General features: G+C 45.5%; 13 protein-coding genes, 4 tRNA genes and 3 rRNA genes. 3 read left to right on the top strand and 17 right to left on the bottom strand.

Going from position 1 to position 23241, the window contains the following annotated elements:
* Nucleotides 1-101 precede the first annotated feature (101 nt).
* The 3 genes from ACXAER_RS12800 to ACXAER_RS12790 are packed head-to-tail and all read left to right on the top strand — an operon-like array spanning nucleotide 102 to nucleotide 4616.
* Nucleotides 102-3308: a protein kinase domain-containing protein gene (locus tag ACXAER_RS12800; protein ID WP_474829747.1), complete on the top strand. Its 3207-nt coding sequence runs from the start codon at nucleotides 102-104 to the stop codon at nucleotides 3306-3308.
* Nucleotides 3301-3990 carry a sensor histidine kinase gene (locus ACXAER_RS12795; protein ID WP_474829745.1) on the top strand — a complete coding sequence of 230 codons (690 nt, stop codon included), beginning with the start codon at nucleotides 3301-3303 and terminating at the stop codon, nucleotides 3988-3990. Before ACXAER_RS12800 ends, ACXAER_RS12795 begins: the two co-directional genes overlap by 8 nt.
* Nucleotides 3987-4616 (top strand): response regulator, encoded by a 630-nt coding sequence (locus ACXAER_RS12790; protein WP_474829743.1) that lies wholly within the window; start codon nucleotides 3987-3989, stop codon nucleotides 4614-4616. The genes ACXAER_RS12795 and ACXAER_RS12790 overlap by 4 nt, the downstream gene beginning before the upstream one ends.
* A 325-nt stretch (nucleotides 4617-4941) precedes the next feature.
* On the opposite strand, the gene ACXAER_RS12785 is transcribed toward ACXAER_RS12790, so the two are convergent.
* The 17 genes from ACXAER_RS12785 to ACXAER_RS12705 form a co-directional block, all read right to left on the bottom strand.
* Nucleotides 4942-7389 (bottom strand): S8 family serine peptidase, encoded by a 2448-nt coding sequence (locus ACXAER_RS12785; protein WP_474829741.1) that lies wholly within the window; start codon nucleotides 7387-7389, stop codon nucleotides 4942-4944.
* 232 nt (nucleotides 7390-7621) lie between these two features.
* Nucleotides 7622-8164, bottom strand: coding sequence for a hypothetical protein (locus ACXAER_RS12780; protein ID WP_474829739.1), 543 nt, complete (start codon nucleotides 8162-8164; stop codon nucleotides 7622-7624).
* Nucleotides 8165-8272: 108 nt separating this feature from the next.
* Nucleotides 8273-8890 (bottom strand): ankyrin repeat domain-containing protein, encoded by a 618-nt coding sequence (locus tag ACXAER_RS12775; RefSeq protein WP_474829737.1) that lies wholly within the window; start codon nucleotides 8888-8890, stop codon nucleotides 8273-8275.
* 150 nt (nucleotides 8891-9040) lie between these two features.
* Nucleotides 9041-10657: a catalase gene (locus ACXAER_RS12770; RefSeq protein WP_474829735.1), complete on the bottom strand. Its 1617-nt coding sequence runs from the start codon at nucleotides 10655-10657 to the stop codon at nucleotides 9041-9043.
* The gene (locus ACXAER_RS12765; RefSeq protein WP_474829733.1) at nucleotides 10654-10830 is read right to left on the bottom strand and encodes a hypothetical protein; all 177 of its coding nucleotides are present in this window, start codon (nucleotides 10828-10830) and stop codon (nucleotides 10654-10656) included. The genes ACXAER_RS12770 and ACXAER_RS12765 overlap by 4 nt, the downstream gene beginning before the upstream one ends.
* A 268-nt stretch (nucleotides 10831-11098) precedes the next feature.
* Nucleotides 11099-12451 (bottom strand): alkaline phosphatase PhoX, encoded by a 1353-nt coding sequence (locus ACXAER_RS12760; RefSeq protein WP_474829732.1) that lies wholly within the window; start codon nucleotides 12449-12451, stop codon nucleotides 11099-11101.
* Between the two features lie 645 nt (nucleotides 12452-13096).
* On the bottom strand, nucleotides 13097-14281 hold the full coding sequence (gene tuf / locus ACXAER_RS12755; protein WP_012519826.1) for an elongation factor Tu: 1185 nt from the start codon (nucleotides 14279-14281) through the stop codon (nucleotides 13097-13099).
* A 67-nt stretch (nucleotides 14282-14348) separates the two neighbouring features.
* Nucleotides 14349-14424, bottom strand: a tRNA-Thr gene (locus ACXAER_RS12750).
* Nucleotides 14425-14431: 7 nt separating this feature from the next.
* A tRNA-Gly gene (locus ACXAER_RS12745) sits at nucleotides 14432-14506 on the bottom strand.
* Between the two features lie 33 nt (nucleotides 14507-14539).
* A tRNA-Tyr gene (locus ACXAER_RS12740) sits at nucleotides 14540-14624 on the bottom strand.
* 7 nt (nucleotides 14625-14631) lie between these two features.
* Nucleotides 14632-14707: transfer RNA gene (locus ACXAER_RS12735), tRNA-Thr, on the bottom strand.
* A 109-nt stretch (nucleotides 14708-14816) separates the two neighbouring features.
* Nucleotides 14817-15575, bottom strand: a complete 759-nt coding sequence (locus ACXAER_RS12730) for a type III pantothenate kinase (protein WP_474829730.1) — start codon at nucleotides 15573-15575, stop codon at nucleotides 14817-14819.
* Nucleotides 15576-15722: 147 nt separating this feature from the next.
* Nucleotides 15723-16709 (bottom strand): bifunctional biotin--[acetyl-CoA-carboxylase] ligase/biotin operon repressor BirA, encoded by a 987-nt coding sequence (gene birA / locus ACXAER_RS12725; protein WP_179984680.1) that lies wholly within the window; start codon nucleotides 16707-16709, stop codon nucleotides 15723-15725.
* Nucleotides 16706-17746, bottom strand: a complete 1041-nt coding sequence (gene murB / locus ACXAER_RS12720; RefSeq protein ID WP_474829727.1) for a UDP-N-acetylmuramate dehydrogenase — start codon at nucleotides 17744-17746, stop codon at nucleotides 16706-16708. The genes birA and murB overlap by 4 nt, the downstream gene beginning before the upstream one ends.
* A 206-nt stretch (nucleotides 17747-17952) precedes the next feature.
* Nucleotides 17953-18068 (bottom strand): 5S ribosomal RNA (gene rrf / locus ACXAER_RS12715).
* Nucleotides 18069-18300: 232 nt separating this feature from the next.
* A 23S ribosomal RNA gene (locus ACXAER_RS12710) occupies nucleotides 18301-21176 on the bottom strand.
* Between the two features lie 333 nt (nucleotides 21177-21509).
* A 16S ribosomal RNA gene (locus ACXAER_RS12705) occupies nucleotides 21510-23042 on the bottom strand.
* Together the 16S, 23S and 5S rRNA genes form the textbook arrangement of a ribosomal RNA operon.
* Nucleotides 23043-23241: the final 199 nt, after the last annotated feature.

Below are 23241 nucleotides of genomic sequence, written 5' to 3'. Positions count from 1 at the left end.
GCCAGTCGACCATTTGTTATACCTATTGTCGACAGGCCTGCGTGGCGTAAACCCTATTTGAGTTGCTTCGTCACGTTAATTAGTGAAGTGTGGAGAAGGCTTTGAACAGGCCAGATGTATTCTCGTCGCAAAATAATTCCCTTAAAACTGAAGCCTTAGCTTTAGGGCCATCTATTGCGCCAAATTCACGTCTAGCTAACCGTTTTCTTATTGTAGAGCAATTAGGCTGTGGCGCTCAGGCTAATGTTTATAGTGCGCTCGACGAGCTACTTGATGTAAAAGTGGCGCTAAAAGTGATAGAAGGTGGTGCTAGCGATCCGGTTAAAATGCAAACTATCCGCAATGAAGTTAATATTGCCAGACAGCTTCAACACCCCAATATCATTCGTGTACATGATGTTTTCTCTGACGGAGATACTGCATTCTTTACCATGGCTTTCATAGAAGGGGAGCCTCTTTATACGCGCCTTCAAAAACCTATCAGCAAGGCCGACTTCGATAAGTGGCAACAACAGCTCATTGAGTCCTTACTTGCATGTAAATCCATAGGTATTAAGCACGGCGATATAAAGCCAGACAACATCCTAATTGACCATAATGAAGATATTAAGCTTATCGACTTTGGCATTGGTCAAAGCGCGGTTTCGGGTGTCCAAACCAGCGGGCATCAACGCTACACCGCTCCTGAGGTTATTCAAACCGGAAAAGCAAGTGAGCATTCTGACACCTATAGCCTAGGTAAAGTGTTAGAAGACATGTTGGGCTGTGTTGAAAAAGAAGGCGTTGGCATCTCCCATTACTTGTGGTTGAAAAAGCGAAAAACCTGCATTGCTCAATTAACCCATCACTTACCGGCTAAGAGACTTTCGCTGGAAGAAGCCTTTAGCGTTAATACCAGAGCCTTTAGCGTTAATGGCAGAGCCCTTAGCGTTAACGCTCATGCCCTTGACGATAATGGCAGTGCGACCGTACCTAACAAAACCCTTGTTAGGTTTTCTATAATTGCTTTACTGGTATTAATTGGGAGTGCCAGTATTTTTTCCTTCACTTGGTATCAAAAAAGTCACCCCAAATTAGCGACAGATAGTCCTATTCAGCTTCTGGTATTGAATGACCCTCAATACCCGCTTTTAGAAACCATTAACACATTACTTCGTTACCCATTGTCTACCCACCCCAACATAGTGTTAGACAACAAAGAACAGACTCAAGCTTGGGTAAGCAATTTAGGGTTATCCCCCTTTACTAAGAATAATGATCGCACTGATTTAGCCGCTACACTCGCAGCTAATACCGTACTGCTTCTCGATGCTACGCCTACCAGTAATACTGCTTACTTGCTTCACGCAAGCTTACTCAGCATGCCTGCCAATACACCTATTTTTACCGTGTCGCACAATGTGGATGCAAACACCCTTTCTGAGGATTTAGTGGAGTTTTCCAACAAATTAATTCAGCTACTATTTGATGCTGTTGAAACTCAAGCCCCTCAACCACTCCCTGATTTACGTTATCTAGATGCGTTAGATTCAGCATGGCAAAAGGGTGAGACATTAAATAGTGCAGACGCTATAGATGCCATTATAGCGACAACCCCTGATTACCCCGGTGGGTGGGTAGCCACAGCCCGCAATAGGATAAATGTTGGCGACTATGATGGTGCCAGACAGGCCCTGCAAACCTTAACCAGCCTTCCCGAATTAGCGCTATATTGGCGACTACAAAGTGAACTTCTACGGGCTGAACTTAATGAAGATTTAGCCCTTGCAAGACAATCGATAGATGCACTGGTTTCTCAATTCCCCAACCGACCAGAATTGCTATCAATGCGGGCCGACATATACCAGTGGGCGGGCGAAGATTCCAAAGCGATGGCCGACTACAAAGCCGCTTTAGCCCTTCGACCGAATAACGGACAACTGTGGTTTGAGCTGGCTCGTTTGCAGATTATTAACGGAGATATAGAAACGGCCACCAGCGATTCGTTAACACGCGCACTTGTGGCATTTCGACAGGCCAAGGATACCCAAGGTGAAAGTTTAGTGCTGAATGCCTTTGGCATTGCCTACCTGCGAACGGCCGACAATGTAGCAGCGGCGCGTTATTTTAAAGACGCGCTGGCGCTGCGAGATGCGAAAACACAGCCTTCTCAGCGGGCCAAAACCTTAGCAAACTATGCTATCGCTACTTCACTCACAGGCGACTACACCACTGCTGAAGCGTCGCTAGAAGAAGCAGTAAAGCTGCTTCACGATTTAGGTGACTTAGCACAAGAAGCGCACGTAAACGACACCCTAGGCTTTATGTTTGAAGAACGAGGACAGTTTTCAAGAGCGTTAGATTACTACAAACGAGGCCTTGATATTCGTGTTCAAAACGATGACAAGGTACTTCAGCCCCAAAGCATGAGCAACGTGGCCTATATGCACTTTTTGATTGGTGATATCTCTCTTGCAGAAATATACTGGCAGCAGGCTAAGATACTATTTGAAAGAAATGGTGATGAATCTCACCTACTTCGAACCCAGCAAAACCTTGCGCAATTGAGTCTAGTAAAAGGTGATAAAAACACCGCTTCAAGGCACTTAACAACTGTAGATAAAAACCTAGGCACTCAGCATAACCAAGAAAAAATGATAAATCACCTTCTGTTCAGCTATTTAAATTTTGCAAACGGAAATTTAGAAGAAGCCACACAACATGCTGCACAGGCAAAACGCTTAGCTCAGGAGTCTGAAGATAGCCGAGCAAAAACAGAAGTTTTGCTCTGGGAGGGTGAAATATGCTTGCTGACTGCAAACTGGTCATGCTTAGAGAAGCGTCTTGAGTCCGTATTGCCCACCATAAGCGAAGAACGTCACGAGCAATTCGCCGTTTATCAATGGTTAACGTTAGGGTTAAAGCATCATCAAGGTAACCTTAACGATGAAAGTGACGACATCTACAAAACGCTTCTAAACAACGACAATGTACCCGCGATCACCGAAACAAAGATTCTGCTCGATATGCAGCAGCGTCTATCTTTAGGCGCTTCGAGCAGTATCATGGAAAAGCTTGGCACTCTTATTAAACCTACTTATTATCAACAATACTTGCAGTGGCTGTATATACAAGCGTCGTTAGGTGATGAAGCATCAGTTGAAAAGCTGAAGCAAAAGCTCGCGCTATACCCTTCATATTGGCGCAATCACCTATACTATAGCGCTATTCCCGGCAAAGAAGATACCGTAAATAAGTTAACAACGCAGTGGCTTTCTCAACTACCTGAAAAACAAGCGGGTGACTACAGGAACGCCTATTTTGAGTGATTTAGCCAGAGAAATAGAGAGCATTAAGGCACTACAGGCAACACTTCAAGCGCGACTAGACGCTGATCAGGAAGTACTTCAGCAGCTTGCGAAACGCCTGTGGGCTCAACAAGAATCCGAAAAAGCTAAACTTTCTAGAGAGTTGCATGATGGTATAGGGCAGTTACTTACTGGGCTGACAAGACGACTGCAGGCGCTCTCATCTTCCTCGCCTGAAATAGAAGCACTACACGGTATCGCTGAAATGGCGCTAAATGACGTGAGGCAGCTATCACGCCTTATGAGCCCCACCATTTTAGACGACCTGGGCCTTAAACCCGCACTAAACTGGCTGTGTCGAAACCTGCTTAGTGGTGAAGATATGGCGTATAACACTGACATAAATCTACCCACAGATCTCTCGAAAGATATAAGCACCTTATTATTCAGAATTGCGCAAGAAACATTGGTAAATGCTATAAAGCACAGTGAAGCAACACACCTTACTCTGACGGTTTCTTACCACCATAACGTTATTCGTTTAGATATTCTTGATAATGGTGTAGGGTTTGATAGTAGAACAATAGAGCCTGGCATTGGTCTTTCAAGTATTCGCGATAGAGCCGCAGCGTTCAACGCTACGCTAGAAATAGATTCAGCTGTAGGGCAAGGCACAAGAACAACAGTAACGGTACCTGTATGACAATTCGAGTAGTGCTAGCCGACGATCATGTACTAATGCGTCAAGGCGTATCTCAAATGCTAAATGCAAACCAAGATATTGAAGTGGTCGGAGAATGTGATGACGGTGTTGAGCTTATTGCAGCGGTGCTAAAACTCTCCCCCGACGTTATTCTGATGGATATTTCTATGCCGCGCATGAGCGGACTCGTTGCCATTGATAAAATACTGTCTCAGCGCAGTGATGCAAAGATACTGGTGCTGTCTATGCACAACGAAGTGGAATATATAGAGGCCATGCGCGACGCGGGCGCAAAGGGCTATATTTTAAAAGAGTCATCTGGGGACAGCTTAGTCGATGCGATAAAAAAAGTGGCGGCCAACAAAACATCTTTCCCCGACGAATTAACCCAGTCATCCACTGACCAGTGTCAAAAGCACGTATCACCGCTGAGCGTTTTGACGCGAAGAGAGCGAGAAGTCTTTTTCTTAGTTGCCGCAGGCAACACCAGTAAGAAGATTGCCGAACTACTAGATATGAGCCTTAAAACCGCAGAAAATCACCGAAGTAACATTTATAAGAAGCTTAATTTAAGCAGTTCCGCAGAACTTATCAGAATGGCAGGAAAGGCAGGCTTGCTAGAGTAGCTGACATTTGTTCGGAGCGTACAACTCTATTCTTTCCCCTTTTTACATATTAATCGAATACTGATTGCAGTAGCTAAAACCCTCAGCACTAAACTTGCTTTAGTGAACTCTCCAAAAGCGAAATCCGTTAAGTAGAACACTACTCTATAGAACTTTTATACGTTAAAAAAGAGAGGGGCCTTGCTTCAGCTACCCCTCTCTAAAAATTGCGCGAGGGCCGGTTGTGGCATTCAAAACCCTCAGCAGCAGGGATGCTGCTGTGGAGCGCCCATGGATGGGTTTACCGCGTGTTTTGAATGTTACAACCGGCCCTCGCCTTAAAGGACTAAAGTTCTGCGTATTGCGTTAGGATAAACGCAGCTTCGCCTCGTGATACGCCATCTTGTGGGTTAAAGAAGGCTTTAAGCGTAGGCTGTAGGTCAAACGGACCTTGCTCTACCTTCACTTCCACCTGCATTATCCCTGCAGCTAAAGCTTGTTGAACATAGCCGCGATACTCAGGTGCAATTGCATCTGTATCTTCAACTTCCACCGCTTCACCAAGCACGATAGCGATAACCTTTTCAGAGTCAAAGCTGCTCGCGGCATCTTCAAGACCTAATGCTTGAACCATTGAGTACGCCATTTCTTCCTTACTTACCTGCATATTGCTACCAAAAAAGTCGCCGTCAACTTGCATCACCGGTTGCGTATTCATCTCTAGATCCCCAAGCACAGCGCCAGTTGCTGTTGCTGAATTTACCGCGGCAGCGTTTTCTGCACTCACATCAGTGAAGTTCACTGTATTACCATCGTTGGTTTGACGAAGATTAGCACTAAGCGCTAGCGTATCAGCAAGTTCTACACGCGTTAACGGTGCATCTGGTGCAAAACCGCTTTCCTTTGCGTCCATTAGCTCATTTGCTACTACATATTCAATGAATGGTTTCGCTGGATGGCCTACTGCATCATCAATACCGGTATAGCCTGATGTAACTAACAAGCGAATATTCACATCGTTAGTCCCAGGAATACCTACACCGTTTGTAACACCGAGTGGGTCAACTGACACACCACTAATGCTACCAATACCTCGGCTGTATAGTTTCCATGTACCCGGCATACCCGGAGCAGCTGTACCAACAGAAGAACCTAAAACAGGTAGGCCAATGCCAGAACCGTAGGTATTTCCTGCCGGGTCTTCTAATACGAACGCTGTTGCCGTTTCAATTGACGCGCTCGCCACCACCATAGATACGTCAGACGTTACCTCAAACTCTTCTACTGGTGACTCACCAACAGGAAGATAAGTTGTAGGTAGCGTAAAGCTATCGCCTTCAGCAACGTTAGCAAATGCGTTAAACTCGCGATTCTTCTTCACTGTATCGCCAAATACTTCTTCACCTTCAAGCACTGCAGTTACCGCAGCATAAGCGTTCACGTAGCCTGCGCCCACTTCCCATTCGTCCATACCAGCCATTGGTGTTGCGGTTTCCTGAAGAATACGCTTAACATCTTCCCACTGAAGGTTTGGATTTGCTTCTAGCATTAATGCAACAATACCTGACACGTGCGGCGCAGCCATTGAAGTACCGCTAGATACGGTATAAAACGGTAAGTGCTGTGCCTCAATCATTTCCGCGTCGTCAGCTGCGCTCAAACCGCCTAAGCTAGACAGTGATGCGCGAGCAGAAATAACGTCTACTCCTGGCGCAGTTACAGTAGGACGGTCCTCCCACGTGAACACTTCACCATCAACAATCGCTTGTCCGCCTTTTCCGTCGACACCGCGAGAACTAAAGTCAGCTAGCTCGCCTTGCTTGTTGCCCGCAGCCACTGTAATTACCCAAGGTGCTTTTTTGAAGTTACCGGTAATTGTCGATTCGCCAGGGCCTGAGTTACCTGCCGAGAATACGGTAATAATACCGTTGTCTGCCAGTGCTTTAGTTACAACGTTCGTTGGGTCGTCTGGGTTGAAGTCTGTACCTACATCACCTGTGTTACCAAATGAGTTAGAAATTACGCGAATGTTGTAGTCGAACTGGTGGGTTAGTGCGTAGTCGAAGCCGCCGATAGTATCTAAAATAAATAAAGCGGCGCCCGAGCCATAACCAATGATGTCTGCACCCGGTGCTACACCTGCATGTAAGCCACCACTCTTGGCGCCGTTACCGCCTACTGTGCCAGCTACGTGTGTTCCGTGACCGCCTAGAATATCAGTCTTAGATACGTTTTCTTGGTATGTAATCGGCAAAATGCCGCTATAGCTATTTAGGTTTACCTGCGCTAAAACGTTTTGTACAACGTGATCAGGGAAAGCTAAATCGCCGTGGGTACCGTCAACACCCGAGTCGTTTACCACTACGCCAATGCCTTTACCTGATACTGGCATACCGTTAATGCGAATATCGCGGTCAGCCTGTAGTGCCTGCACGCCGGTAATTTGGGTAGACTCATGGTTTTCTAATTCTAGCGGGTCGTTGTTCCACACTGACACAACGTCATCACGTTGATAAAGCGCTTCAACTTGCTGCTTGTTGGCTAACACACCAACAATAGGCACGTTACGCAGGCTAACACCACCAGTGATGCCCAACGATTCAAGTGCGGTAATTTGTTCTGTTGTGGCAGGTCCCTTACCTTCAAATGTAACAATAACTTGTTGTAGTTCTAGTGGCGAAGCAGCAAGTGCATCAGCCAATGTTTTATCGAAAGTTTTTGCATACACCATGCTCGCTGGTAGGGCACAAGCAATGGCTACTGATAATACTGTTTTGTTATTAAGGAACTTCATAATACACCTCTCTTTGAGTACTCCTTGAGTATTCATCAACCCAAGAAGCAAAACTATGGGGAGTTCCCCCTATTCGGCGTGATTTATAAAAGCGCCGAAAAATCAGAAACTTAAAAAGAAAAAAGCCCTCACAAATGGAGGGCTAAAAACACCAACTATCGAGAAACATAGACAAGTTGGAGGGAACGAACGTGGTACAGGAAATAAACCACTCTCTCGAATTGAAGAAGCCTTATAGTTTGCGCTTTCTGAAAGAAGTAAACGCGAACAAAATTAGCATCGCAGTGGCAAAAGAAGCAGGTTCGCTCACTTGTGTTGAGCCATCTGTAGACTCGACAGTTTTAACCAGTTGAAACAAGCCACCTGCGCAGCGGTCACCATTTTCAAAAAACACACACGAGTCTGATGCTCCTAGCCCGGCTAAACCTGAACTAATAGTGAATTCGTATGGAACGCTTGAGTCTTCAATAAATAGCTGAAAACCTTCACCGCTTTCATCACCAAACACACCATTTTCTAAATCAACTATCGCAAACTCATCAATATCGTCTTCTAAAATATTATAAGTCGTACCATTGAACTCTAGCTGAAAGAAAAATGATAACCACGTGCTCATATCGAATTGGGTTTCGTTTTCATCAAAAGTGATTTGCCCAATTAAACTGGTTTGGTCAGCTTCGTCACCTAACACTAATCGAGTGAAATCATAGGTAATTACGCCGGCGAAAGAGGATGATGCAAAAAAGATAAAAAATGCAGCAAGTAACGTTTTCATAGTAAACCCACTTCTAAATTCTTATGGGCTTAGTATTGAACTTAATGCATTGAATACAAATAGGGAGTTCCCCCTAGTTGTATCCAATGCTATCTAAGATGACGCGGTTTAATTAGCGTTTTGTTCGCGCAATACTTTCGCTAACTCGTAGTTACCTTGTGAAAGTGCGATATCAGCTACCGAGTTACCCGCTTTATCCATATGAGCTGGGTTAGCCCCTTTATCGATAAGCGTATTGATAATTTCTTGTCTGTCGAAAAGGCTTGCAAACATTAACGCGGTTTGGCCTTGTGCGTTTTCTTCGTCAATATCGCAATCGGCAAATACGAGCTGTTTGGCCACGCTTACATGCCCTTTAAAGATGGCGCCCATTAGCGCAGTGTTGCCGCGATTGTCTTCTTGACATGGGTTAGCGTGTGCATTGCTGATAAGGAAGTCTACCGTTTCAGTGTGGCCATGATAGGCAGCAAGAATAAGCGCGGTATAGCCCTTTTGATCCGCTACGTTAACATCTAGGCCAGCTTGATAAAATGCAGCTAGCATGGCGCTATCGCCTGCTCGCGCCGCATCAAAATAGCGCGCTTTCAAGGCTTCCATATTAGGCGTAGTTGCACTTTGTTGAGGATTAGCTTGAGTGGTTGAGTCAGTTGCCGCACTAGTATAAAAACTGGTGAAGGTGGCAACGACGAACAGTGCTGCCATAAGTGTTTGCTTCAAAAAAGACATTGAGCCCCCTTACTGGTAAATGTAAATTAGGTTACTACTAAACTGTTTTCAGCAAAGCTGTTACAGGAAGTTTGTTATAGAAAAGTGGTTTGAGAAAAATGGGAGTTACTCAACACTGTGATGTAACTCCCAACCCTATTGCTACTTAGCTTATTGCATTAGTGCGGTTAGGCTTTCAGCAACTTGTTTTGCTTTAGCGGCACGTGCAGCTTGCTGTTCCATTAAGTCTTTTGCAGTTTGGCGAACTTTCGACATTGGTGCTTTCGCTAATTTTGCTACACCTGCACCGTAGTCCTTATCAGCGTTGTACATATAAGCACTAATAATGACGCGAATTTCTTCTTCAGGTACCGATGCTAACGCTCCACCTAAGTTACTAATTAGATGCGCTTGACCTTCATTAGTCAGATTTCTGAAAAACTCACCCGCTTGCTTAAAGTTCTGTTCTTTGTAGAACGGAATTTGTTGTGTCATACCTGCAAGCGGCTTGCTTGAATAACGAAATGCTGGATCTTCGTTAAGATCAAGACGACGGCTTGGCTGATAGTTCACATCGCGATTAGAGCTAGTTGTGCGAAGCTGACCGTGTTGCTCGTGGTTATTGATAACTGTATTTTTAGGCGTATTAACCGGAATGCGGTACGCGTTTACACCTAGGCGATAGCGCTGTGTATCAGCATACGAGAACAAACGACCTTGAAGCATTCTGTCTTCTGATGGCTCAATACCTGGAATTAAGTTGCTTGGTGCAAATGCCGCTTGCTCAGTTTCTTCAAAGAAGTTATCCGGCACACGGTTTAGCACAAGGCGACCAATTTTCTTAGCAGGCACCAAAGACTCAGGCCAAATTTTAGTAGTATCAAGTGGGTTAAACTCGAAATCATCTAACTGTTCTGGCTCTAGCTCTTGAAGATACAAATCCCAAGATGCTGTTTCACCTTTTTCACCGATACGGGTATACACATCAGTAGTATGCGGCTGGAAGTCCATACCTTGAACTTTCATTGCTTCTTCAGCTGAGAAGTTCTTAATAGGTTGGTTCGCTTTCCAAGTAAACTTCACATACTTGTAGTTTCCTTCGTCATCAACAAATTTAAATGCGTGAACACCTGAGCCGTCCATATTTAGATAGCTTGCTGGTGTACCATAATCAGAGAAAAGCATGGTTAACGTATGCGTTGACTCTGGCACGTGAGAGAAAAAGTCAAAAATGCGCTTCGCATCTTGCTTGTTCGTTACCGGCGACGGTTTAAATGCGTGAACCATATCAGGGAACTTGATTGCATCACGAATAAAGAAAACCGGGAAGTTATTACCTACTAGATCCCAATTACCTTGTTCGGTGTAAAACTTCACCGCAAAACCACGTGGGTCGCGCAGCGTTTCTGGCGATAAATGTCCATGGACTACTGATGAAAAACGAACAAATACTTCAGTCTTTTTACCTTCACCTTGGAAGGGAGCGGCAACTGTCTCTTCAGATAAGTCGACATAGTTTTCGTAGTAGCCATGGATACCGACACCACGGGCGTGAACAACGCGCTCTGGAATACGCTCCCGGTCGAATGCCGCTAACTTTTCAATAAGGTGAGAGTCTTGTAGTAATACTGGTCCCCATGGACCTGCGGTTTGCGAGTTTTGGTTATCACCTACCGGTGCGCCATTTTGGCGAGTTAGTGTATCTGCACTTACGCCTAATGTAAGCATACTGGCAGCAACGCCGCCTAGTACGAATTTAGTTAAGGTTGATTTCATTGAGGCTCTCACAGCTGTACTCCTACATGAAGGTTGGTACGAGGTTTAGGAGCTTTTACTTCTACACAAACTTGGTCGCCGTAATAGTTATCAGCGTAATTGCATTGCGTTCGAATGAGTTGATTCGTGGTGGAGGAAACACGATGGCTATTTGCCGTTGTTAGCTTTTTAAATAGTGCGCTCATTTCGCTCTCCTTGTTAAGTTGAGAGCATTATCATCAATTGAGTAAAACTATTAAAACGAGATAATATGATTCGACTAATTAAATAAAGCGATTGTAAACATGCTGACTAATCGCATTGTTTTATGAAAGAGAGTGATAGCTATTGCTGTAGGAAAGTGAAGATTATCTGTGTTTTAGAGGCTAGAGAGTATAGTAAGGCTAAGTGTATGAGAAAAGAATGTGGCAGCGTTTTTGCCAAAACGCTGCGCATAAAATCATTTAAAATGACTTAGGCATTAACCCAGGGGCCGGTGATTGCCAACGTTTTGGTTGGTGAGTAAATATTGACGAAAAGCGTATTTCCATCAGGCGAGAAACACGCACCTGCCAGTTCTGTTTGCGCATGTAATTTAGCAAAGTTGTATACTTCTCCGCTTGGCGTAACACCACGCAAATGGTTATCTACTATGTCGGTGTATTGATCTTCGCACACTAATAAATGCCCATTCGGGCATACAGTTAGATTATCGCCAAAGTTGTACAGATTCTTGTCTTCACTTTCTAAAAACAGCTGCAGCTTGTCTTGTTTACCATCTGCAGAGGGAACAAGCTTCATTACCTGGCCTAGCTGCTTTTGCCCGCCATTGGTACAGCAGAAATAAAGCTCATCTTCGCCCCAGTGTATGCCTTCACCGCGAGCGAAAAGCGCAGCACCTTTATCATACCCTTGCACACGTAAATCATCATTAGGGCTTTCTGGGTTATCTAAAGCTACCCACTCAACGTCAAACCACGTTGCCACTGGCATAGTATCTGAAGACCAGTTACGTGTATCGAACTGAGACTTCCCTTTTACCACCAAAGCCTCTAACTGACCGCCCGCCGCTAAGTTACCGTATTCACTTGGTACAAAGCGATAAAGCAAACTATCGCCTCTGTCTTCGGTCAGATAAACGATACCCGTTTTAGGGTCAACACAAGCAGCTTCGTGGTTAAAGCGCCCCATTGCTTTAAGTGGCTTAGCTTTAATAAGTGAGTCAGCGTTTGCAGGTACTTCAAATATATAGCCGTGATCCTTGTTTACTACATCGCCGTTAGGGCCGTGAGGACGGTCTACCGACTCTTCACACGTTAGCCACGTGCCCCAGGGCGTAATGCCGCCTGAACAATTTCTTACGGTGCCAGCCAGGCTAATAAACTCACTTTCAACTTTTTGAGTGCTAAGGTTGTACACCATGGTTGTGGTACCGCCAGGTAACGCAATGCCATTAGCGTAACTATCATAAGCTAAGTCGCTGGTATGCGCTTGAATAGACTCAGGCTGAGCACTTAAATGTTTTGGGTGCAGTTCGTGGTTACGTATAAGCGCCACTTTGTCGCTAGTACCTTCTACAGGAAGACACCCCATGCCATCTGCTCTATCAGGTACATGCATACCATCAGACATGTTATTACCAAGAGAAGATATAACTTTATAGCTAAAGCCTTTAGGTAAATCGAGCAGCTTTTGTGGGTCGGCGACTAATGCTCCATAGCCTTCACTAATTGGCATTGACGCCAAGTTCATTTTCTTACCAAAAGCACTGCTAGCTAGGCCACCAAATGCCAAAGAACCCACTAAAAACTGGCGTCGTGTAATCATGAAAATCTCGTTAAACAATAAAGCCGGGCATGATAGCCATTAATTGTTACTGTATAACAACACTATAAGAAATCATTGGCAAGTGACATTCGTATTTTATAGGCAGACAGCTTGGGGAAAGCGGTTAATGGGGAGAATGCGGGTTGATCTCGAAGCTCTTACATAAAGCTGGGAAGGGTTTACAGCGTATAGCTCCCCTCCTCTTCAAACTTTTTGCTATGCCGATTAAGGAGGGAGTGAAGCCCCATCAAAAACTCTCAACAGCAGGGACGCTGCTGTGAAGCCGCCATGGATGGTTTTACGGCGTGTTTCTTTTTATCCCCCCAAACTTCTTGCTGTGCCGCAAGAAGGGAGTGATTGTTGTGCCCGCTGAAACCCTACACCACAGGAATGCGGTGTCGGAGCCCCCATGGATGGGTTGACGGCGTATTGCTCCCCTCCTCCTCTCAAGCTATTGACTATGCCGATCAAGGAGGGAGTGAAGTCCCATCAAAAACTCTCAGCAGCAGGGACGCTGCTGCGAAGCCGCCATGGATGGCTCTTCGGCGTGTTTTTGATGGGGCTTCACTCCCGACCTAAAAAATCGCAGGCATAAAAAAAGCGCACCTAAGTGCGCTTTTTTTGGCTTGTGTTGCTAAGTCTAGATTAGTCTAGGATCTTAGATACAACACCAGCACCTACTGTACGACCACCTTCACGGATTGCGAAACGAAGACCTTCTTCCATCGCGATCGGAGCAATTAGCTCAACTTTGAATTTAAGGTTGTCACCAGGCATTACCATTTCTACGCCTTCTGGAAGCTCTACAGCACCAGTTACGTCAGTTGTACGGAAGTAGAACTGTGGACGGTAGCCTTTGAAGAATGGAGTATGACGGCCACCTTCATCTTTAGATAGTACGTATACTTCTGCTTCGAAGTTAACGTGTGGAGTGATTGAACCAGGCTTAGCTAGTACTTGACCACGTTCAACTTCATCACGCTTAGTACCACGTAGAAGAACACCAACGTTCTCACCTGCACGGCCTTCGTCAAGAAGCTTACGGAACATCTCAACACCAGTACAAGTAGTCTTAGTAGTGTCTTTGATACCTACGATTTCTACTTCTTCACCAACCTTGATGATACCTTGCTCAACACGACCTGTTACAACAGTACCACGGCCTGAGATTGAGAATACGTCTTCGATTGGAAGGATGAACGGCTTGTCGATTGCACGCTCTGGCTCTGGGATGTATGAATCAAGCGCTTCACCAAGCTCGATGATTTTCTTTTCCCACTCTGCGTCGCCTTCAAGCGCTTTAAGAGCTGAACCTTGGATAACTGGTAGGTCATCACCTGGGAATTCGTATTCGTTAAGAAGTTCACGAACTTCCATTTCTACTAGCTCTAGAAGCTCTTCATCATCAACCATGTCACACTTGTTCATGAATACGATGATGTAAGGAATACCAACCTGACGACCAAGTAGGATGTGCTCACGAGTCTGAGGCATAGGGCCATCAGTCGCAGCTACTACTAGGATACCACCGTCCATCTGAGCAGCACCAGTGATCATGTTTTTAACGTAATCAGCGTGTCCTGGGCAGTCTACGTGTGCGTAGTGACGAGTAGGAGTGTCATATTCTACGTGTGAAGTAGAAATGGTGATACCACGAGCTTTCTCTTCAGGCGCGTTATCGATTTGATCGAAAGCCTGAGCAGAACCGCCGTAAGTTTTAGAAAGAACTGTAGTGATAGCTGCAGTTAGGGTAGTTTTACCGTGGTCAACGTGGCCGATTGTACCCACGTTTACGTGGGGTTTCGTACGTTCAAACTTTTCTTTTGCCATTTCTATTATCCCAGCAAAGTTACATTAAAAAATTTAGAAATTTTACATGAGCTGGGGAGAAATAAACTGGTGCTGATAGGCAGATTTGAACTGCCGACCTCACCCTTACCAAGGGTGCGCTCTACCAACTGAGCTATATCAGCACTGATTTGGAGCGGGCAGCGGGAATCGAACCCGCATCATCAGCTTGGAAGGCTGAGGTAATAGCCATTATACGATGCCCGCAATCCTAATTCTCTGGCCACCTCATAGAGAAAGTGGTGGAGGGGGCAGGATTCGAACCTGCGAAGGCTGAGCCGGCAGATTTACAGTCTGCTCCCGTTGACCGCTTGGGTACCCCTCCAGATTGATGGTGCCGACTGCCGGAATCGAACTGGCGACCTACTGATTACAAGTCAGTTGCTCTACCAACTGAGCTAAGTCGGCACTACATCAAGTGGGTGCGCATTCTAGAGTATTGTTTAACTCTGTGCAAGTGTCTTTTTGAAAATTTTTCAATTTTCTTTTTTGACCAATTTTTCAACTAATCAAAAACTTACGTCGATGTTCCCTTTAGAAGTTCACTTCGAGCGTAGCGGGCAAGACCCTGCATCACCAAATGAGCGAGGCGCATGTTATCAGCAGATTTTAAGAATGCAAACACTTTTTTGTCTCCACCCCCTAAAATTATATCAAAATCGGTTTGTTTGCTTGATATGTAATCAACCGCGCTCAAATAAACACCATATAGGGCAGCATGACACCCTGATGCCACACAATCTTCAGTATCGGTTCCCACTCCAAAGGTGGTCGGAATTTCATCATTCGCGAACACTTTTTTAGTAGAAGCTACCAATGCATTACGCATAACTTGAAAACCAGGCACGATCCAACCGCCTAAATGTTGACCATCCACAACAAAATCGACCGTTATTGCCGTACCCACATCCATAACAAAAAATGCTTTTTTTGATTTTTCTGCAGCGCAGACCATGGCAAGCCATCTATCAACGCCCATTTTTTGAACATTCGCGTAACTATTTTTTATGCCGAAGGCTTCTTTCTCTGTGTGCTTTTCTACAAAAACAATATTTCGCTCGTTACACATGGCGGATATTTCATCAACCAGCTCCTGATTTCTTACCGAAGCTATATATAAATGGGAAATTTTTTTCTGAGAATCGATAAAAGAGAAGAGAGAATTGACATCTTCACATGCATTAGGCTCTTCTTCTGCATGACAAAGCAGTGAATATTTTATTCGGGTGTTACCGATATCCACTAATATGACGTGGTTTTCTTCAATGTTGTGCATATTTTAGTTTTCAGTCGCAATGTAATGCGTATAACGAACGGAAAGAATTCTATTTGAAAATAACAAAAATGAACTACGAAGTACTTTTATTATAAAAATGGCCAAAATCTTCGTAGCTCAGCTATAAAATAAAACAAAAATAAAAAGTTAATTACCTCTAAGGCTAACTTCGCCACCGTGGAATCGCGTAATACCGTCTTGGGTTTCAACGAGTAGTGCGCCGCTGGCGTCTACTCCCCTATCAATTCCGGAAAAACGCTTCTCTCCCATCTGCAAAACAATGCGTTTATCTGCGTATAAGTCGAGTGCTTCCCAGTAAGCCGTAAATGGTCCGAACCCTTGTTGTGTAAATTTGGGCAAATAAAACCACAGAGATTTAATTATTTCTGCTGCTAGCGCATTTCTATCAGGAATAGTGCCTAAATAAGAAGCAAGGTCGCTATGAGGCTGACCAACATCATATTGATTATCGGGTACACAAACATTTAAACCTATGCCGATAACACTATGCGCCGTTGCACCTATCTGCCCTTCTACCTCAATAAGTACACCCGCAAGTTTTTTACCCTGCAGATAAATATCGTTTGGCCATTTAAGTTCAGCGTCTTCGACACCAAATTCCTTAAGCGCATCGCAAACAGCTAGACCTACTAATAAAGAAAGCCCAGCCATACTCTGATAGCCATCAGGAAAAGACCAATACATGGAAAAAGTTAAGCTACCGCCAACTGGCGCTAACCACGAACGACCGTGTCGCCCTCGCCCATCGGTTTGAATTTCGGCAAAAACAACATCGCCATTTTCAAGATCTTCTCGTTTGCTCGCAATACGCTTCTTCATTTCTGTATTGGTGGAAGGTAAAACCGACTCCACATCAATAACCGCTCGTTTTGTATTGCCTAAATGGCGTTTAATGCTGTCAGCGCTTAACAATGGAAAACCTCGTTCTAATCGGTAGCCTTTACCTTTTACCTTAAATACATCTAAACCCCAATCGGCAAGTTGGGAAATATGACCCGCTACTGCGGTACGTGAAAGGCCAACTTGCTGAGCAATGGTTTCACCTGAATGGAACTGACCGTCAGACAACAAAGCGAGTATATGTTTTCTTATAGCTTTTGATGCTTGTCTCATAGCGAAATAAGTCCTTTGTTTCCTAATAAGCGTACTTCTGGCTCAAGCTGTATGCCAAACTTATCCTGTACGCTTGCTATGATATCTTTTGCCATTGCTATTACATCGCTTCCGGTGGCGCCACCTAAGTTAGTAAGTACCAATGGCTGTGTAGGGTGGCAACGTACTTTGTTCAACGTTTTGCCTTTAAAACCCGCTTGGTCAATAAGCCAAGCAGCAGGAATTTTTATTTGTTCTTGTTCATTTCCAGCATTTGATGAACCAGCATTTTCGCTTACAACGAAATGCGGTACCGAGTCATATTCTTTCGCTATTGCTTGGAACACTGTTTTTGAAACAACGGGATTTTTAAAAAAGCTACCTGCATTACCTAGTTCGCTAGGATCTGGCAGTTTACTTTTTCTAATTTCAATTACCTTACTATACACCTTTTCTGGTGTCGGCTCGGTAAGTGCGGCTAATTCTCCATAGCTTGTTTTAAGCTCGTATTGCTTAGGTAGCTCAAAGTTTACATGGGTAATAAGTACTTTGTTGGCTAAGGCATGTTTAAACACACTATCTCTATAACCGAACTGACAGTCTTCATTGCTTAGTAATACCTGTTCGCCGGTTTCAAGAAATACACATTCCACCTTATCGATTAAAGAATTAACCTCTACACCGTAGGCTCCAATATTCTGAATGGGGCAAGCCCCAACCGAGCCAGGTATTAATGCTAAGTTCTCAAACCCATACCACTTCTCTTTCATACAGAGAGTTACAAAGTCGTGCCAGTTTTCACCTGCACCTACTCGCAAGTAGTGATGACTTTCAGTATCAAAGTGGCTTATGCCTCTTATTTCGTTTACCAGGATCGTACCGTCAAAATCATCGGTAAAAATCGAGTTGCTTCCACCACCTAATATATAAATGGCTTTGTTGGTTTCATTTTTATAGGCATTAAAGATAGATAGAAATGAAGCAACGTCGGTAAACGACTGGATAGAATCACACGACGCTGAAAGGCCAAATGTGCTGTAAGCTTGTAGTGAAGGCATAGAATTTTACGAACTGCGAACAATCCGCTAATGGTAGGGTAACGACGCGTTAAATAAAAGCGCAAACATGCAAATAAGTCAGCGGCTGTGGTGTAAGCTTCTCAAAACTAAAAATAATGGGGTCAGAGTCACGACTCTGACCCCATTATTTTTTCTCTGGTGCGGAAAGCAAAAAACCCGCCGTTAGGCGGGTTTCTCTTAATGGGACCTGGCAGTGTCCTACTCTCACATGGGGAAACCCCACACTACCATCGGCGCTAATACGTTTCACTTCTGAGTTCGGAATGGAGTCAGGTGGTACCGTATCGCTATGGCTGCCAGGAAAAACTTTTAGTGCAGAATCATGACGTTTTTTTTGTCATGACTTCTGCGCAAGGAGGACTAACAGTACTCTCAGGAGTATGTTTAATCATCGTTGCTTAATAACTAACAAATCGGAAAGTTTGATATCAATTCAATCAGTGAGTAACTACTTTTCACTCTACTTGCTGCTCTTTATCAGAGCTTAGCTTGTCTACAACACTTCCAAAAGCCTAAAGCTTCTTGGGCGTTGTATGGTTAAGCCTCTCGGGCAATTAGTACAGGTTAGCTTAACGCCTTACAACGCTTCCACACCCTGCCTATCAACGTCATCGTCTATAACAACCCTTCCAGAACTTAAAGTTCAGGGATGACTCATCTTTGGGCCGGCTTCCCGCTTAGATGCTTTCAGCGGTTATCCGTTCCGAACATAGCTACCGGGCAATGCGATTGGCATCACAACCCGAACACCAGCGGTTCGTCCACTCCGGTCCTCTCGTACTAGGAGCAGCTCCCATCAATCATCCAACGCCCACACCAGATAGGGACCGAACTGTCTCACGACGTTCTAAACCCAGCTCGCGTACCACTTTAAATGGCGAACAGCCATACCCTTGGGACCGACTTCAGCCCCAGGATGTGATGAGCCGACATCGAGGTGCCAAACACCGCCGTCGATATGAACTCTTGGGCGGTATCAGCCTGTTATCCCCGGAGTACCTTTTATCCGTTGAGCGATGGCCCTTCCATACAGAACCACCGGATCACTATGACCTACTTTCGTACCTGCTCGACGTGTCTGTCTCGCAGTTAAGCTAGCTTATGCCATTGCACTAACCTCACGATGTCCGACCGTGATTAGCTAACCTTCGTGCTCCTCCGTTACTATTTGGGAGGAGACCGCCCCAGTCAAACTACCCACCAGACACTGTCCACAATCCCGATAAGGGACCAATGTTAGAACATCAAACATACAAGGGTGGTATTTCAAGGACGGCTCCACACAATCTAGCGACTGTGCTTCAAAGCCTCCCACCTATCCTACACATGTAGGTTCAATGTTCAGTGCCAAGCTGTAGTAAAGGTTCACGGGGTCTTTCCGTCTAGGTGCGGGTACACAGCATCTTCACTGCGATTTCAATTTCACTGAGTCTCGGGTGGAGACAGCGTGGCCATGGTTACACCATTCGTGCAGGTCGGAACTTACCCGACAAGGAATTTCGCTACCTTAGGACCGTTATAGTTACGGCCGCCGTTTACCGGGGCTTCGATCAAGAGCTTCGTCCGAAAACTAACCCCATCAATTAACCTTCCGGCACCGGGCAGGTGTCACACCCTATACGTCCTCTTACGAGTTTGCAGAGTGCTGTGTTTTTAATAAACAGTCCCAGCCACCTGGTCACTGCGGCCTCCATTTGCTTACCACGCGAGGTGTTCACAAACAGAGGCGTACCTTCTCCCGAAGTTACGGTACAATTTTGCCGAGTTCCTTCACCCGAGTTCTCTCAAGCGCCTTAGTATTCTCTACCTGACCACCTGTGTCGGTTTGGGGTACGGTTCATATAATCATAAGTTTAGAAGCTTTTCCTGGAAGCAGGGCATCAACAACTTCACTCCCTTGGGAGCTCGTCTCGTGTCTCGGCCTTGAAAACCCGGATTTACCTAAGTCTTCAGCCTACGCACTTTCACTTGGACAACCAACGCCAAGCTTGCCTAGCCTTCTCCGTCCCTCCATCACTGATTATATAAGTACGGGAATATTAACCCGTTTCCCATCGACTACGCATTTCTGCCTCGCCTTAGGGGCCGACTTACCCTGCCCTGATTAGCATGGGACAGGAAACCTTGGTCTTCCGGCGTGGGAGTTTTTCACTCCCATTATCGTTACTCATGTCAGCATTCGCACTTGTGATATGTCCAGCAAGCTTTACAACTCACCTTCATCCACTTACACAACGCTCCCCTACCCAGCATGTAAACATGCTGCCGCAGCTTCGGTATATTGCTTAGCCCCGTTACATCTTCCGCGCAGGCCGACTCGACTAGTGAGCTATTACGCTTTCTTTAAAGGGTGGCTGCTTCTAAGCCAACCTCCTAGCTGTCTATGCCTTCCCACATCGTTTCCCACTTAGCAATATTTTGGGACCTTAGCTGGCGGTCTGGGTTGTTTCCCTCTCCACGACGGACGTTAGCACCCGCCGTGTGTCTCCCGGATAGTTCTCATTGGTATTCGGAGTTTGCAAAGGGTTGGTAAGTCGGGATGACCCCCTAGCCTTAACAGTGCTCTACCCCCAATGGAATTCGTCCGAGGCTCTACCTAAATAGATTTCGGGGAGAACCAGCTATCTCCCGGTTTGATTGGCCTTTCACCCCCAGCCACAAGTCATCCCCTAACTTTTCAACGTTAGTGGGTTCGGTCCTCCAGTTGATGTTACTCAACCTTCAACCTGCTCATGGCTAGATCACCGGGTTTCGGGTCTATACCTAGCAACTAAACGCGCAGTTAACACTCGCTTTCGCTACGGCTCCGCTATTCGCTTAACCTTGCTACTAAATATAAGTCGCTGACCCATTATACAAAAGGTACGCAGTCACCCCGAAGGGCTCCCACTGCTTGTACGTATACGGTTTCAGGTTCTATTTCACTCCCCTCACAGGGGTTCTTTTCGCCTTTCCCTCACGGTACTGGTTCACTATCGGTCAGTTAGGAGTATTTAGCCTTGGAGGATGGTCCCCCCATATTCAGTCAAGATAACACGTGTCCCGACCTACTCGATTTCACTGTAAAGATTGCGTCGTGTACAGGGCTATCACCTTGTATCGCTCCTCTTCCCAAAGGATTCCACTACATTCAATACAGCTTAAGGGCTGTTCCCCGTTCGCTCGCCGCTACTAGGGGAATCTCAATTGATTTCTTTTCCTAAGGGTACTTAGATGTTTCAGTTCCCCTCGTTCGCCTCGTTACACTATGTATTCATGTAACGATACCTATAAATAGGTGGGTTTCCCCATTCGGACATCTGTGGTTCAAATGCATTTTGTCGGCTCACCACAGCTTTTCGCAGACTTACACGTCCTTCATCGCCTCTAACTGCCAAGGCATCCACCGTATACGCTTCGTCACTTAACCATACAACCCCAAACAGCCTTTTGACTTCTGTCTAAGTTATGTCGTATGCATGACAAGCTAATCGGAAGAATTGCCTTGCTATCAAATCATCGATTGATAACAAGCAATTCAGTCAAGTAGAGTAAAAAGTCATCTTTCGATTTCTCAGTTACTCAATTTTGATTGATTACTATTAATATCAGCTTTCCAAATTGTTAAAGAGCATAGTGCTTAATTCAAAACACTTAGGTTTGATCTTAAATCAAAGCTAAGGGCTTTTATTTAAGTCATCTTTAAATATAAACAAAACAATCTGTGTAGGCACTGCATCAAGTGCGTCTATCGACGTAATGGTAAGGAGGTGATCCAACCCCAGGTTCCCCTAGGGTTACCTTGTTACGACTTCACCCCAGTCATGAAACACAAAGTGGTAATCGTCCTCCCGAAGGTTAGACTAACTACTTCTTTTGCATCCCACTCCCATGGTGTGACGGGCGGTGTGTACAAGGCCCGGGAACGTATTCACCGCAGTATTCTGACCTGCGATTACTAGCGATTCCGACTTCATGGAGTCGAGTTGCAGACTCCAATCCGGACTACGACATTCTTTAAGGGGTCCGCTCCACATCACTGTCTCGCTTCCCTCTGTAAATGCCATTGTAGCACGTGTGTAGCCCTACACGTAAGGGCCATGATGACTTGACGTCGTCCCCACCTTCCTCCGGTTTGTCACCGGCAGTCTCCTTAGAGTGCCCAACTTAAGGCTGGCAACTAAGGACAAGGGTTGCGCTCGTTGCGGGACTTAACCCAACATCTCACGACACGAGCTGACGACAGCCATGCAGCACCTGTGTCAGAGTTCCCGAAGGCACCAATCTATCTCTAGAAAGTTCTCTGCATGTCAAGTGTAGGTAAGGTTCTTCGCGTTGCATCGAATTAAACCACATGCTCCACCGCTTGTGCGGGCCCCCGTCAATTCATTTGAGTTTTAACCTTGCGGCCGTACTCCCCAGGCGGTCTACTTAGCGCGTTAGCTTCGCTACTCACGACTTAAAGTCACAAACAGCTAGTAGACAGCGTTTACGGTGTGGACTACCAGGGTATCTAATCCTGTTCGCTACCCACACTTTCGCACATGAGCGTCAGTCTTTGGCCAGGGAGTCGCCTTCGCCACTGATGTTCCTCCAGATATCTACGCATTTCACCGCTACACCTGGAATTCCACTCCCCTCTCCAAGACTCTAGTCTGCCAGTTCTAAATGACCATCCCAGGTTGAGCCCGGGGCTTTCACATCTAGCTTAACAAACCGCCTGCGTGCGCTTTACGCCCAGTAATTCCGATTAACGCTCGCACCCTCCGTATTACCGCGGCTGCTGGCACGGAGTTAGCCGGTGCTTCTTCTGTTGTTAACGTCACGGCTAGCAGGTATTAACTACTAACTTTTCCTCACAACTGAAAGTGCTTTACAACCCGAAGGCCTTCTTCACACACGCGGCATGGCTGCATCAGGGTTTCCCCCATTGTGCAATATTCCCCACTGCTGCCTCCCGTAGGAGTCTGGGCCGTGTCTCAGTCCCAGTGTGGCTGATCTTCCTCTCAGAACAGCTAGAGATCGTCGCCTTGGTAAGCCTTTACCTTACCAACTAGCTAATCTCACTTGGGCCTCTCTTTGCGCCGGAGCCGAAGCCCCGTTTGGTCCGTAGACATTATGCGGTATTAGCAGTCGTTTCCAACTGTTATCCCCCTCGCAAAGGCAAGTTCCCAAGCATTACTCACCCGTCCGCCACTCGTCATCTTCTAGCAAGCTAGAAATGTTACCGTTCGACTTGCATGTGTTAGGCCTGCCGCCAGCGTTCAATCTGAGCCATGATCAAACTCTTCAATTAAATATATCGAAATATGAATCGTCGTTGTGACACTCTTAACGAGTGCCCACACAGATTGTCTTGTCTAAATTTTTAAAGAACATTCACTAGAAGCCGTTGCTTCTTAGTGACTCACCCTGTTCGAGTGAGGTGCGCATTATACGCTGGAAGTTTTTATTGTCAACACTTTTTGAAAATTTATTTTCTGAAGCGTTTCTTC

Source organism: Alteromonas sp. AWJ4_199, assembly GCF_056159165.1.
This window is presented reverse-complemented; position numbering and strand designations above follow the sequence as displayed.

Excerpts from the sequence above, each read along its gene's own strand:
- ACXAER_RS12790 (WP_474829743.1), top strand. The coding sequence starts at position 3,987 with ATGACAATTCGAGTAGTGCTAGCCGACGATCATGTACTAATGCGTCAA.
- ACXAER_RS12785 (WP_474829741.1), bottom strand. The coding sequence starts at position 7,389 with ATGAAGTTCCTTAATAACAAAACAGTATTATCAGTAGCCATTGCTTGT.
- ACXAER_RS12780 (WP_474829739.1), bottom strand. The coding sequence starts at position 8,164 with ATGAAAACGTTACTTGCTGCATTTTTTATCTTTTTTGCATCATCCTCT.
- ACXAER_RS12775 (WP_474829737.1), bottom strand. The coding sequence starts at position 8,890 with ATGTCTTTTTTGAAGCAAACACTTATGGCAGCACTGTTCGTCGTTGCC.
- ACXAER_RS12765 (WP_474829733.1), bottom strand. The coding sequence starts at position 10,830 with ATGAGCGCACTATTTAAAAAGCTAACAACGGCAAATAGCCATCGTGTT.
- ACXAER_RS12760 (WP_474829732.1), bottom strand. The coding sequence starts at position 12,451 with ATGATTACACGACGCCAGTTTTTAGTGGGTTCTTTGGCATTTGGTGGC.
- tuf (WP_012519826.1), bottom strand. The coding sequence starts at position 14,281 with ATGGCAAAAGAAAAGTTTGAACGTACGAAACCCCACGTAAACGTGGGT.
- ACXAER_RS12730 (WP_474829730.1), bottom strand. The coding sequence starts at position 15,575 with ATGCACAACATTGAAGAAAACCACGTCATATTAGTGGATATCGGTAAC.
- birA (WP_179984680.1), bottom strand. The coding sequence starts at position 16,709 with ATGAGACAAGCATCAAAAGCTATAAGAAAACATATACTCGCTTTGTTG.
- murB (WP_474829727.1), bottom strand. The coding sequence starts at position 17,746 with ATGCCTTCACTACAAGCTTACAGCACATTTGGCCTTTCAGCGTCGTGT.